The organism is Brevundimonas sp. (assembly GCF_041648055.1).
In the GTDB taxonomy this organism is placed as follows: Bacteria; Pseudomonadota; Alphaproteobacteria; order Caulobacterales; family Caulobacteraceae; genus Brevundimonas.
The window spans coordinates 300,148-312,638 of the sequence record NZ_JBAZPS010000002.1 but is presented as its reverse complement, the minus strand read 5'-3'; the positions used below and the strand labels follow the sequence as shown (position 1 = coordinate 312,638).

The following is a 12,491-nucleotide window of genomic DNA, read 5'->3' as shown; positions in this document are numbered from 1 at the left end:
CCGCGAAGCGGTGGAGGGGGCCCACCGCAGCCACTGGCGTTAGGGGCCAGCCCCCTCAGTCAGCTTCGCTGACAGCTCCCCCGACGGGGGAGCAATGGATCACACCCGCTCGATCACCGTGGCGGTGCCCATGCCGCCGCCGATGCACAGGGTGATCAGGGCGGTCGACTTGTCGGACCGCTCCAGCTCGTCCAGGGCAATGCCGGTGATCATGGCCCCCGTGGCCCCCAGCGGGTGGCCCATGGAGATGCCGCCGCCGTTCACATTGATCTTGTCATGCGGGATATCCAGCGCCTGCATGTAGCGCAGGACCACGGCGGCGAAGGCCTCGTTCAGCTCCCATACGTCGATGTCGGCGGTGGTCATGCCCAGCTTGCCCAGCAGCTTCTTCGTCACGAACTCCGGACCGGTCAGCATGATGGAAGGCTCGGAGCCGATCGAGGCGGCCCCGACGATGCGGGCGCGGGGGTTGAGGCCCAGGGCCTTGCCCGCTTCCAGGCTGCCGATCAGGACGCCGGCCGAGCCGTCGACGATGCCCGACGAATTGCCGGGGGTGTGGACGTGGTTGACGCGCTCGACCTCGGGGTAGCGCTGGTTGATCACGGCGTCGAACGCCATTTCGCCCATGGCGGCGAACGACGGGTTCAGTGCACCCAGGGTCTGCATGTCGGTGTTGGGACGGATGGTCTCGTCGCGGTCCAGGCGGACCAGACCCAGCTGGTCGCGCACCGGAACCACCGATTTCGAGAACCGGCCCTCGGCCCAGCTGCGGGCCGAACGTTTGTGGCTCTCGACCGAATAGGCATCCACGTCGTCGCGTGAGAGGCCGTACTTCGAGGCGATCATGTCGGCCGAGACGCCCTGGGGCACAAAATAGGTCGAGAAGGCGCTGGACGGATCGACCGGCCAGGCCCCGCCATCACTGCCCATGGGCACGCGGCTCATGGCCTCGACACCGCCGCCGACGGCGAAGTCGGCCTCGCCGGCCTTCACCTTGGCCGCCGCCATGTTTACGGCTTCCAGGCCCGAGGCGCAGAAGCGGTTGATCTGCACGCCCGCCACCGTCTGGGCCCAGCCGGCGTTCAGCACGGCGGTGCGGGCGATATCCGCCCCCTGCTCGCCCACCGGCGAGACGCAGCCGAGGATGACGTCGTCAACCTTGGTGGTGTCCAGCCCGTTGCGGTCGCGCAGGGCCTCCAGCACCTGGGTGGCCAGCGACAGGGCCGTGATCTCGTGCAGAGACCCGTCCTTCTTGCCCTTGCCGCGCGGGGTGCGGACGGCGTCGTAGATATAGGCTTCGGTCATGGAGAGGTGTCTCTCTTTTTGGGTCCCTATCGCTTGGCGCGCGGCGCCACGCTGCTTGAGGGACGTCTGCAATTAGAACGCGCTGGGACAAAAGCCCTACGTTTACGTCAACGTCAAGTTAGAAGCCGGATGCAAGCCTATTTTCCGGTGAAGATATTGGCCTTCACAGGCCTATGCGGGCCTATGGCACACGGCCTCGACGTTGATGCCATCAGGGTCGAGGACGAAGGCGGCATAGTAGTTGGGGCCGTACTGTGTGCGAAGGCCGGGGGCACCGTGGTCGATACCACCCGCCATCAATGCGGCCTGATGGAAAGCCTCGACCTGCAGGCGGCTTTCTGCGCGAAAGGCGATGTGGTTGGATTGGGCGGGCCGGTCCTTGTCGGCGATCACAAAGTCCGGCTCTTCGATACCGAACAGCACGACGGAAGCGTCGCCGTCCCTCTCCTCGGCCAGGATGCGATAGCCGAGCGGCGCGAGAGCGGCGGCATAGAACGCGCGGGAACGCGCGATGTCGGCGACGTCGAATGCGACATGGTCGATCATGGATGAAGCCTCCTTGCCGATCCAAACGCAGGATCGGCCCGAAGGTGTCAGCCGACGTAGCCCGCCTGCATCAGCTCGGCGATGTGCACGATGGCGACCGGGCGTTCGTCCTCGACGATCAGAAGCGTGGCGATCTTGTTCTGGGTCATCAGGTCGATGGCATCGCTCATGCGGGCGCTGGGGTCGATGACCTTGGGGCGGGGGCTCATGACGTCTGCGGCGGTCAGGCCGCTCAGATCGCCCCGCGCAAAGGCCCGGCGCACGTCGCCGTCTGTCACGATCCCCGCCAGGGTGCCGTCGTCATTGACCACGGCGGCCGCGCCCTTGCGACCTTCGGTAATGGCCGAGACGACATCGGCGAAACTGGCATTCATCGAGACTGTGGCTGGTGCAGGCGGCCGGTCGCCCATCCAGTCGCGCACGCTCTGCAGGCTCATGCCCAGCTTGCCGCCGGGGTGGTGCAGGCCGAAATCCTCGGCGGTGAAGCCGCGCCGCTCGGTCAGGACCATGGCCAGGGCGTCGCCCATGGCCAGGGTCATGAGGGTCGAGGTGGTGGGGGCCAGGCCGTCGGGATGGGCCTCGGGCGCATTGGGCAGGGTCAGGCAGACGGCGGACATGCGGGCCAGAAAGCTGTTCGGCCTCTGGGTGATGCCGATGACCGGAATGCCTTCGCGTTGGCAGTAGATCAGCGGATCGCGCAGTTCACGGCTTTCGCCAGAGTTGGAGATGGCCAGCAGGGTCACGTCCTTGCGCAGCATGCCCAGATCGCCGTGGCTCATCTCTGCTGGGTGCACGAAGAAGGCGTTGGTGCCGGTCGATGCCAGAGTTGCGGCGATCTTGCCCCCGATATGGCCGGACTTGCCCATGCCGGTGACCACCAGATAGCCGGGGCGCGACAGGATGATCTCGACCGCCCGGGCTAGGCTGTCGTCGATCGCCCCCTCCAGTTGCCGGAGGGCGGAGATGTTCAGGGCGATGACCTCCCGCGCACGGGCGACCATGGCGGCGGGATCGGCGGAGAGGGGCTCGAGCGTGCTCATGGACAGGGATTTGACCCATCCCCGCCGGTTTCACAATGTTGAGCCCTGGCCCATGCATGCTGCGCCTGCGAAGAAAAGGTGACGCTTGCGGGAAACCCAGAGCGGTTGATGCGTTAGGAAGCCCATGGTGACGCTAGAGACGACCCAGGGTGCCGCGACAGCGCGCGCCGACACCCCCGCGCAATTGCCGCCTCCACCCCTACGACTTCAACGTCCCGCCCTGTTTCTGGACATGGATGGCGTTCTGGCCCCCCTGGCCCCTACCCCCGACGATGTGGTCGCCGACCCTCGCCGTACCGCGAGCCTGATGTCATTGGGGAAGCGGCTGGTCGGTCGGGTCGCTATCTTGAGCGGGCGGACGATCAAGGAGATCGACCGCATCGCCGACGAGGCCGTGACTTCGGCCTCAGGCGTGCACGGTCTGGAACGCCGCAGGGCCGATGGGGAGATGCTCCGCTCTAGACCGGACGCGGCTGTGCGCGAGGCCGTGGAAGCCTTCGACGACTTTGCCCGCACGCGGCCCGGGATGATCGTCGAGGACAAGACGGTGGCGGCTGGCCTGCATTTCCGGGGCGCACCCACCCACGCCGCCGCTGCCGAGGCCCTGGCCGGGCGACTGGCCGAGAAGACGGGGCTGAGCCTGCAACCTGGTAATCTGGTGGTCGAACTGAAGACGCCCGGCGCGGACAAGGGCACCGCCCTGACGGCCTTCATGAACGAGGCTCCCTTCAAGGGGGCCGTACCGGTCATGCTTGGCGACGACCTGACCGACGAATATGGCTTTCGCGCCGCAGAAGCCCTCGGGGGGTTCGGCGTTCTGGTCGGCCCTCCGCGTGAGACGGCGGCCCGCTTCAGCCTGCCCGATGTAGACGCCGTGCTGGACTGGCTGGACCGGATCGAGGAGATCGCATGACCCCCAACCTGGACCTTGCCCCCATCGGCAACTGTTCGATCAGCGCCCTGATCGATCGTGAGGGGCGTTTCATCTGGGCCTGTGCGCCCCGCGTGGACGGCGATCCGGTGTTCTCGGCTCTCATGAACGGCACGGATCCGGACCACGGCTTCTGGGACATCCGTCTGGAAGATCAGGTTTCGGTGGAACAGGCCTATATCCGCAACACGCCGGTCCTGCGCACGGTGCTGACGGCGGGGGACGGGGCATCGCTGGAGATCATCGACTTCGCCCCGCGGCACATGAAGCACAGCCGAACCTACCGCCCGCTGGCCTTCGGCCGGATCGTGCGCCCGTTGGAAGGCTCGCCCCGCATCACCGTGCGGTTGCGGCCCTCGGCCGACTGGGGCGCGAGGGCGGCGGAGACGACTCATGGGTCGAACCACATCCGCTACATCTGCACCGACGTGACCTTCCGCCTGACCACCGACTGTCCGGTCTCGCACATCCTGAACGAGCGGACCTTCCGGCTGGAGAGGCCGCATGCCTTCTTCCTGGGGCCGGACGAGGGCTACGACCAGGAAGTCGGGCCGGGCGTCGCGGCGGCGCTGGATCGCACCGTGGCCTATTGGCAGGATTGGGTTCGGACCCTGTACCTGCCGCTGGACTGGCAGGAGGCGGTGATCCGTGCCGCCATCACCCTGAAACTCTGCGCCTATGAGGAGACGGGGGCCATCGTCGCCGCCATGACGACCTCTGTGCCCGAGTTTCCCGAGAGCGGACGCAACTGGGACTATCGTTACTGCTGGATCCGAGACGCCTACTACACCGTGCGGGCCCTGAACCGCCTGGGTGCCGTCGACATCCTGGAGAACTACCTCGCCTATCTGAGGAATCTGGTCGATCAGTCGGCGGGCGGACACGTTCAGCCCGTCTATGGCGTCGGTCTGGAAGAAGACATCGACGAGCGGATCACCGAAACGGTCGCGGGCTATCGCGGCATGAAGCCGGTCCGCGTAGGCAATCAGGCGCGCGAGCATCTTCAGCACGACGTCTATGGCCAGATCGTCCTGCCGCTGGTCCAGAGCTTCTACGACCAGCGGCTGCTGCGCCCCGGCACCGTTGCCGATTTCCACGCCCTGGAGAAGGTCGGGGACCGCGCCTTCGCCATGCACGATCAGGTCGATGCCGGCCTGTGGGAGTTCCGCACCATCGCGCGGGTGCACACCTATTCCTCGGTCATGTGCTGGGCCGCCTGCGACCGCCTGTCAAAGGCGGCGGATCATCTTGGCTTGAAGGATCGCGCAACCTTCTGGCGGGATCGGGCCGACATCATCCATGCCCGCATCGAGGCGGAAACTTTCCTGCCGGACGAAGGCCGGTTCGCCGCCAGCTTCGGCAACCGCGAACTGGATGCCTCCTTGCTTCAGATGACCGACCTGGGCTTCATCGATCCGATGGACCCTCGCCAGGTCAAGACGTTCGAGGCCATCGAGCGCGATCTGAAGAAGGGCCCCTATCTGTTCCGTTACGTCGAACCGGACGACTTCGGCGAGCCGGAGACGGCCTTCAACTTCTGCACCTTCTGGTTCATCGAGGCCCTGCATCAGAACGGGCGGATCGAGGAGGCGCGCGAGATTTTCGAACAGATGCTGAGCCGCCGGACCCATGCGGGCCTGCTCAGCGAAGACATCTCGCTGGGAGACAACGAGCTGTGGGGGAACTATCCGCAGACCTATTCGCTGGTTGGCATCATCAACTGCGCGGTCCTGCTCAGCCGATCGTGGACGGACGCGCGATGAGCCTGTGTCCATGAGCCGCCTGATCGTCGTTTCCAACCGCGTTTCTGCCCCCAAGGACCCTTCCGCCGGATCCGCGGGCGGTCTGGCCATGGCGCTGTCCGCCGCTCTGAAGACCTATGACGGACTGTGGTTCGGCTGGTCCGGAGACACCGTCGAGACGTTCACCGGCGAGGCCAAGATCGAGGATCGCGCGGGTGTCACCGTCGCCTTGGTCGACCTGGAGGCCCAGGACGTCGATGAATATTACAACGGCTATGCCAACAAGACCCTGTGGCCGCTGTTCCATCACCGGGTCGATCTGACCGCCTATGAGCGCACCTATGGCGAGGGCTATGAGCGCACCAATGCGCGCTTCGCCGAGGTTCTGGCCCCACTGATCCAGCCGGACGATATCATCTGGATTCACGACTATCACATGATCCCGATGGCGCGGGATCTGCGCCGCCTGGGGATCAAGAACCGGATCGGCTTCTTCCTCCACACGCCCTGGCCCGTGCGCCAGTTGCTGGTCACCCTGCCGCATCATCGCCGGCTGGTGGAGTCGATGTTCGACTACGACCTGATCGGCTTTCACACCCGCGAATGGCTGGATCTGTTCCGCGACTATGTGGCGTCCGAACCCAGCGTGGACGGCAAACTTCTGCCCAACGACGCGCTGGAGGCCTTCGGCAAGACCGTACAAACCGGCGTCTTCCCCATCGGTATCGATGTGGATGGCTTTCTCGACGCGCGAAACTCCGTATTCGGACGCCGCACCTATGACCGGATGGCGGCGTCCTCGGCCTTTCGCTCCATGATCGTGGGTGTTGATCGGCTGGACTATTCGAAGGGGCTGGAAGAGCGGCTGCTGGGTTATGAGCAGTTCCTGCAGGACAATGCCGACATGCGCGGCAAGGTTTTCCTCCTGCAGGTCACGCCGATCAGCCGTGACGATGTGGACACCTACCAGGACATTCGCGGGCGCCTGGACTCCCTGGCCGGGCGCGTGAACGGGGCCTTTGCCGACATGGACTGGCAGCCCATCAGGTACATCAATCGCACCTATCGCCGCGACCAGCTGGCGGGAATCTATCGCGCGGCCAGGGTCGGGCTTGTGACACCGCTGCGCGACGGGATGAATCTGGTGGCCAAGGAATATATCGCAGCCCAGGATCCGGATGATCCGGGCGTACTGGTGCTGTCGCGTTTCGCCGGCGCGGCCGAGCAGATGGGCGAGGCCCTGCTGGTCAATCCCTTCAGCCGTGAGGAGGTCGCCGACGCCATCAAGCGCGCCCTGACCATGCCGCTGGAAGAGCGCAAGCGGAAGTGGCAGACGCTGATGCAGGTGGTGCGGGACACCGACGTCGGGATCTGGCGCGATGACTTCGTCTCCACCCTGCGCGCCATCGAGAAGCCCGCGGACGGAGACGACGATACCGTCCCCGCTCACGCCGCCTGAACATCGCCTTCGGCTCATCCCGAGCGAAAGCCGGGATGAGCGGAGGAGGGATATTTACGCGGCCTGAACCTCGTCTGTTTGGGACATACCCTTGTCCGAGTCCTTGGCATCCGCCCGGATGCGGGCGGGACGCCGGGCCAGCCGATCGGCATAGGCATCAAGCAGCGGGCTTTCCGGCAGAAACAACCGCGCCCAGGCCAGGCTGGAACCGACCATGACGTCGGCGGCTGTAAAGCGCTCACCCATCAGGTAAGGCCCGACCCACAGGGCCTCCAACAGCCGATCCACGGCCGCCTGATAACGCGCCTTGGCCAGGGGATCGCGATCCGCCTCGCCCGTCATCTTGGACCAGATCGCCGGCTCCAGTTCGCCCACCGCCCAGCAGATCCAGGTCAGCAGCGGTCCGCGTTCGGCTGTGCCCACTGAGGCACCCAGATCGGCCTCGGGAAACAGGTCGGCCAGATACAGGGCGATCGCCGCCGATTCCGTAATCAGGGCACCCTCATGCAGAAGGGCCGGCACCTTGCCGTCGGGGTGCGGATTGGCCGGATCGGCCTCGCCGACAGCCTGGCCGTTGCGCACTGCGATCTGGCAGTACCGAACCTCGCAGTCGATGCCGAGCTCCTCGATCAGCCAGACCATGCGCGACGAGCGCGACTGCGGGGCGTGGAACAAAGTGATCATTCTAAATCTCCCAAGGGGCGGGCGACCCCTCGTCGCCGACACCCTTGACTACTGCCACGCTGCTGCCAGCATGCTGTCAGCAGTGATGCGGCATCATGACTTGGTCATCGAAGAAGGAGTCCGCGCTCAAGCAGCAAACGACCGCGTCGTTTGCGATAGCGCCACAATAGATGAGACGCGCCGACCGACTGTTCCAGATCATCCAGGTGCTGCGCCGGTCTTCCAGGCCGGTGACGGCCGACGCCATGGCGGCAGAGCTCGAGACCTCCAAACGCTCCATCTATCGCGACATCGCTACCCTGATGGCGCAGCGCGTGCCGATCCGGGGCGAGGCGGGCATCGGCTATGTGCTGGACGGCGGCTTCGACATGCCGCCACTGATGCTGACCTCGGACGAGGTCGAGGCGGCGGTTCTGGGGGCGCAGTGGGTGGCCGGGCGCGGCGACCCGGGTCTGGCGCGGGCGGCGCGCGACCTGATTGCCAAGATCGCGGCCACCGTACCCGAGAGCCTGCGCCCCGTGGTGATGGAGCCGGCCGTATCGACGCCGCCCGCCTGGCAGCATGCGGTCGAGACCCTGGACATGGCCCGCGTGCGCGCCGCCATCCACGCGGGCCGCAAACTGCGGCTTCACTATGCAGACGAACAGGGGCGCGAGACGCAGCGGATCATCTGGCCCTGCCTGGTCGGCTATCGAGAGACGACCAGGCTGCTGGTCGGCTGGTGCGAGACGCGCGACGATTTCCGCACCTTCCGCACCGATCGGGTGGTCGAGGCCGACTATCTGGACGACCGCTATCCGGGCCGACCGGCCAACTTGCGTGCACGCTGGTTCAAGCTGATGGAGGCCGAGCGGGCGAAGTGGGAGGCGCAGGGCAACAGCGAGCCCTGCGCCTGAACCCGGTCAATAAATCTCGAACAGGCCCGCCGCGCCCATGCCACCGCCGACGCACATGGTGACGACGCCGTATTTGGCCCCGCGCCGCTTGCCCTCGATCAGGACGTGGCCCGTCATCCGGGCCCCGCTCATGCCGTAGGGGTGGCCGATGGAGATCGCGCCGCCCGAGACGTTCAGCCGGTCCATCGGAATGCCCAGGGTGTCGGCACAATACAGAACCTGCACGGCAAAGGCCTCGTTCAGTTCCCAGATGCCGATGTCGTCCACGGTCAGCCCGTGGCGCTTCAGCAGTTTCGGCACCGCATAGACCGGGCCGATGCCCATTTCGTCAGGCTCACAGCCGGCCACGGCCATGCCGCGATAGGCACCGAGCGGCTGCAGGCTGCGTTTCACCGCCTCGCCCGCCTCCATGATGACGCTGGCCGAAGCCCCGTCGGACAGCTGCGACGCATTGCCGGCGGTGATGAACTCGCCCTGCTGGATCTCTTCACCGCCGCCGAAGACGGGCTTGAGCGACTTCAGGCCTTCCAGCGTCGTGTCCGCGCGATTGCCCTCATCCTTGGACAGGGTGACTTCCTTGGCCGAGGCCTGACCGGTCGCCTTGTCCACCACCTGCATGGTGGTGGTCATCGGCACGATCTCGGCGTCGAGACGACCTTCGGCCTGGGCCTGGGCCGTGCGCTGCTGGGACTGGAGCGCATATTCATCCTGCCGGTCGCGCGAGATGCCGTAGCGGCGCGACACCACTTCGGCCGTCTCCAGCATCGACATATAGATGTGCGGGGCCTGCTTCAGCAGCGCCTCGTCCTTCATCCGGTACAGGTTCATATGCTCGTTCTGGACCAGGGAGATGCTCTCCAGACCGCCGCCGACCGCCATCTTCTGATGGTCAAAGATCACCTGCTTGGCCGCCGTGGCGATGCCCATCAGGCCCGAGGCACACTGGCGATCCAGGCTCATGCCCGGAACCGTGACCGGCAGGCCGGCTGCCAGGGCGACCTGACGCGCCACATTCTGGCTGGTCGAACCCTGTTGCAGGGCCGCGCCCATGACGACGTCCTCGATCTCGGCCGGATCGACGCCTGCGCGCTGGACGGCATGCCTGACGGCGTGGGCCCCCAGTTGCTGCGCCTGGGTGTCGTTGAAGGCCCCGCGATAGGCGCGCCCGATCGGGGTCCGGGCGGTCGAGACGATGACGGCTTCACGCATCTGGGATGCTCCTTCTTTTTGGGGCGCTAACACTTGCGACGCGGTCGCTCGCTGCTTGAGCGCGGGTTTCCTCGCTAGGGACTGTAAGCGCTTGCCGTCGGGTCAAGGCAAGTGCCCCAGCCTACAAGCCTGAATGTCACCCATGCGCCTTCTGGGCCTTGGACAGTTCGATCATCCCCTGGGCCGCACCCATGTCCGGCACGATCTCTCCGGTGCGGTCCGAAATCTCGGAGAAGCGGGCGGCGACCTGTTCGGGCGCGTCGTCGCCGGCGATGAAGGCCCCTTGCGTCAGGGTGACATAGGCGCGTTCGAACCCGCCGGCACCGGCGGCCAGGATGCAGCGGCTGGGGGCGTCGTCGCTGACCAGATACAGCAGGCCCGGCGTGACCATGTCGGGCCCCAGCTTCTCCAGCGGCAGGGCCGCACCCAGGTCCTCGGTCATGCGCGTGTGGGCCGTCGGGGCCAGGCAGTTGACCCGGATGTCGTTCTTGGCCCCCTCGATCGACAGGGTCTGCATGAAACCGACCAGTGCCATCTTGGCGGCACCATAGTTGGACTGGCCGAAATTTCCGTACAGGCCCGAGGACGAGGTGGTCATGACGATGCGGCCATAGTTTTGCGTCCGCATGATCTCCCACACAGCCTTGGTACAGTTGACCGCCCCCATCAGATGGACGTCGACGACGAAGCGGAAGTCTTCCAGCTCCATCTTGGCGAAGGTCTTGTCGCGCAGGACGCCGGCATTGTTGACCAGAATGTCGACCCGACCCCATTTGGCCATGACCTCATCGACCATGGACTGGACCGCCGCCGCGTCGGTGACAGAGGCAGCATTGGCCATGGCCTCACCACCCGCCGCCACGATCTCGGCGACCACGGCTTCGGCCGCTGTGGCTGAACCGCCGGAACCATCGCGTGCGCCGCCCAGGTCGTTGACCACGACCTTCGCTCCGCGTTTGGCCAGGGCCAGGGCGTGTTCGCGGCCCAGTCCGCCGCCTGCTCCGGTCACGATCGCTACCCGACCCTCGAATGTCATCGCCATGCGCATGCTCCTGCTATGAGATCCATTGTCCCTAGCGCCGGATCAGTGGGAAGAAAACAGGCTTGCATTAAAGGACTTATCCATGCGGCCCGTTCAGAGCTGATCGATGTGAGCAATGTGCCCGAATGCCGCAATTCTGCGTTCCTGCACCTTTGCTCGGCCAATAAACTGGTTAATCAAGGTAATTATGTTGAAATGGCGCCACAGTTGCCGCATTGCTGGCGGGAACGCGGAACCGGAGCGACACATTGTCGTTCGGCCTGCGAGTGTCACGTGTAAAGACGTGGACATCCGACAATCACGAGTATGAGGACTATCATGAAGCTGAAACTTCTTGCTGGCGTCGCCCTGGCGAGCCTGTTCACCGCCGGAACGGCCTCGGCAGAGCCGAACGGCTGGTACGGTGCGATCGACGCCGGTTATCACACGATTTCGGACGATCTGGAGCTGGTTTCGCAGACCAACGGTCCGGTCCTGAACTTTGAAACCGACGACAACTGGGCCGGTTTCGCCCGCCTGGGCTACCGTTTCACGCCCAACTGGCGCGTTGAACTGGAAGGCGGCTACCGCGCCGAGAACGAGTTCGGCACCGTGATCAACCCCAGCGCAGGTCTGCCGACCGGCATCTGCAACATCTCGCCCGTCGCCGGTGCTTGCGAAAACCCCGAGGGCAGCTTCAAGACCGCCACGGCCCTGGTCAATGTGATCTATGACTTCGGCAACGAAGACTGGGCCTTCCGTCCCTTCGTCGGCCTGGGTGCCGGTGTCGCCAACGTCACGACCGAGTTCGTCGGCACCCTGGGCGGCAACCGCACCGTCGCCGTCGGCGCTGACGACAGCTCCACCGAACTGGCTGCTCAGGCCCTGGCCGGCTTCGCCGTCCGCATGAGCGACCGCGCCAACCTGGACGTGACCTACCGCTACCTGATGACGGACGTCGAGTTCGACACCTTCACGTCTGCGGCCGCTTCGGACATCGGTAACTTCGCCGGTGACTTCGACAACAGCCACACCCTGACCCTGGGCCTGCGCTACGCCTTCGGTGCCGACGAGCCGGCCTATGTGCCGCCGCCCGCCCCGGCTCCTCTGCCGCCCGCACCGCAGCCGCCGCGCCCGGTCACGCCGCCGCCGGCTCCGGTCGTCCCGGCTGACCGCGAGTTCGTGGTCTACTTCGACTGGGATCGCTCGGACCTGACGGCTGAAGCTCAATCGGTCGTGACCCAAGCCGCCAACTACGCCAAGTCTGGTCGTCCGACGCGCGTCCTGATCGTCGGTCACGCCGACACCTCGGGTTCGGCCGCCTACAACGTCGGCCTGTCCAACCGCCGCGCCCGCACCGTGGGTGACGCTCTGGTCGCCCAGGGCATCAACGGCGGCGTGATCTCGCTGGACGGCAAGGGCGAAACCGCCCTGGCCCGTGCAACGGCTGACGGCGTGCGTGAGCCGCTGAACCGTCGCGCCACGGTCGGCATCAACTTCCGTTAAGCCAAACGGACCGGGGCCTGTCGCAAGACAGACCCCGGCTCCCGGCTAGACCGGACGGTCGATACGAAACTACCCGCCGCCCGCCTTCGGAAACGAGGGCGGGCGGTGTCGTTTGACGCGGGTGGTCAAGGACATGAAACCATCGGCTCCCG

The 12,491-nt window shown here is 65.7% G+C and carries 11 protein-coding genes; 5 read left to right on the top strand and 6 right to left on the bottom strand.

What is annotated here, in order from left to right; all coding sequences use genetic code 11:
- Positions 1 to 99 precede the first annotated feature (99 nt).
- From WC585_RS07745 to WC585_RS07735, 3 genes are all read right to left on the bottom strand, one after another.
- The gene (locus WC585_RS07745; RefSeq protein WP_373257091.1) at positions 100 to 1,305 is read right to left on the bottom strand and encodes an acetyl-CoA C-acetyltransferase; all 1,206 of its coding nucleotides are present in this window, start codon (positions 1,303 to 1,305) and stop codon (positions 100 to 102) included.
- Positions 1,306 to 1,476: 171 nt separating this feature from the next.
- The gene (locus WC585_RS07740; protein WP_373257090.1) at positions 1,477 to 1,851 is read right to left on the bottom strand and encodes a VOC family protein; all 375 of its coding nucleotides are present in this window, start codon (positions 1,849 to 1,851) and stop codon (positions 1,477 to 1,479) included.
- A gap of 47 nt (positions 1,852 to 1,898) precedes the next feature.
- Complete coding sequence (locus WC585_RS07735) at positions 1,899 to 2,891, bottom strand: SIS domain-containing protein (RefSeq protein WP_373257088.1); 993 nt, start codon at positions 2,889 to 2,891, stop codon at positions 1,899 to 1,901.
- Between the two features lie 124 nt (positions 2,892 to 3,015).
- On the opposite strand from WC585_RS07735, the gene otsB reads away from it, so the two are divergent.
- Genes otsB through WC585_RS07720 form a run of 3 tightly spaced genes read left to right on the top strand, consistent with a single transcriptional unit; the run spans position 3,016 to position 7,023 of the window.
- Positions 3,016 to 3,804, top strand: coding sequence for a trehalose-phosphatase (otsB, locus tag WC585_RS07730; protein WP_373257087.1), 789 nt, complete (start codon positions 3,016 to 3,018; stop codon positions 3,802 to 3,804).
- Positions 3,801 to 5,585, top strand: a complete 1,785-nt coding sequence (locus tag WC585_RS07725; protein WP_373257086.1) for a glycoside hydrolase family 15 protein — start codon at positions 3,801 to 3,803, stop codon at positions 5,583 to 5,585. Before otsB ends, WC585_RS07725 begins: the two co-directional genes overlap by 4 nt.
- 10 nt (positions 5,586 to 5,595) lie before the next feature.
- Positions 5,596 to 7,023, top strand: a complete 1,428-nt coding sequence (locus WC585_RS07720; protein WP_373257085.1) for a trehalose-6-phosphate synthase — start codon at positions 5,596 to 5,598, stop codon at positions 7,021 to 7,023.
- A 54-nt stretch (positions 7,024 to 7,077) separates the two neighbouring features.
- On the opposite strand, the gene WC585_RS07715 is transcribed toward WC585_RS07720, so the two are convergent.
- Entirely contained in the window at positions 7,078 to 7,707 is a 630-nt protein-coding gene (locus WC585_RS07715) for a glutathione S-transferase family protein (RefSeq protein WP_373257084.1), read from the bottom strand.
- Between the two features lie 170 nt (positions 7,708 to 7,877).
- On the opposite strand from WC585_RS07715, the gene WC585_RS07710 reads away from it, so the two are divergent.
- Entirely contained in the window at positions 7,878 to 8,603 is a 726-nt protein-coding gene (locus tag WC585_RS07710; protein WP_373257083.1) for a helix-turn-helix transcriptional regulator, read from the top strand.
- A 6-nt stretch (positions 8,604 to 8,609) separates the two neighbouring features.
- Here WC585_RS07710 and WC585_RS07705 read toward each other — a convergent pair whose 3' ends face one another.
- Both WC585_RS07705 and WC585_RS07700 read right to left on the bottom strand, forming a co-directional pair.
- On the bottom strand, positions 8,610 to 9,812 hold the full coding sequence (locus WC585_RS07705; protein ID WP_373257082.1) for an acetyl-CoA C-acyltransferase: 1,203 nt from the start codon (positions 9,810 to 9,812) through the stop codon (positions 8,610 to 8,612).
- 136 nt (positions 9,813 to 9,948) lie between these two features.
- Positions 9,949 to 10,848 carry an SDR family NAD(P)-dependent oxidoreductase gene (locus WC585_RS07700; RefSeq protein ID WP_373257194.1) on the bottom strand — a complete coding sequence of 300 codons (900 nt, stop codon included), beginning with the start codon at positions 10,846 to 10,848 and terminating at the stop codon, positions 9,949 to 9,951.
- A 324-nt stretch (positions 10,849 to 11,172) separates the two neighbouring features.
- On the opposite strand from WC585_RS07700, the gene WC585_RS07695 reads away from it, so the two are divergent.
- A complete protein-coding gene (locus WC585_RS07695) occupies positions 11,173 to 12,339 on the top strand; it encodes an OmpA family protein (protein ID WP_373257081.1) in 1,167 nt (388 codons plus the stop codon).
- Positions 12,340 to 12,491 lie beyond the last annotated feature (152 nt).

Coding starts and splice junctions, on each gene's coding strand:
- WC585_RS07715 (WP_373257084.1), bottom strand. CDS start 7,707: ATGATCACTTTGTTCCACGCCCCGCAGTCGCGCTCGTCGCGCATGGTC.
- WC585_RS07725 (WP_373257086.1), top strand. CDS start 3,801: ATGACCCCCAACCTGGACCTTGCCCCCATCGGCAACTGTTCGATCAGC.
- WC585_RS07695 (WP_373257081.1), top strand. CDS start 11,173: ATGAAGCTGAAACTTCTTGCTGGCGTCGCCCTGGCGAGCCTGTTCACC.
- WC585_RS07705 (WP_373257082.1), bottom strand. CDS start 9,812: ATGCGTGAAGCCGTCATCGTCTCGACCGCCCGGACCCCGATCGGGCGC.
- otsB (WP_373257087.1), top strand. CDS start 3,016: ATGGTGACGCTAGAGACGACCCAGGGTGCCGCGACAGCGCGCGCCGAC.
- WC585_RS07710 (WP_373257083.1), top strand. CDS start 7,878: ATGAGACGCGCCGACCGACTGTTCCAGATCATCCAGGTGCTGCGCCGG.
- WC585_RS07745 (WP_373257091.1), bottom strand. CDS start 1,305: ATGACCGAAGCCTATATCTACGACGCCGTCCGCACCCCGCGCGGCAAG.
- WC585_RS07720 (WP_373257085.1), top strand. CDS start 5,596: ATGAGCCGCCTGATCGTCGTTTCCAACCGCGTTTCTGCCCCCAAGGAC.
- WC585_RS07735 (WP_373257088.1), bottom strand. CDS start 2,891: ATGAGCACGCTCGAGCCCCTCTCCGCCGATCCCGCCGCCATGGTCGCC.
- WC585_RS07700 (WP_373257194.1), bottom strand. CDS start 10,848: ATGACATTCGAGGGTCGGGTAGCGATCGTGACCGGAGCAGGCGGCGGA.
- WC585_RS07740 (WP_373257090.1), bottom strand. CDS start 1,851: ATGATCGACCATGTCGCATTCGACGTCGCCGACATCGCGCGTTCCCGC.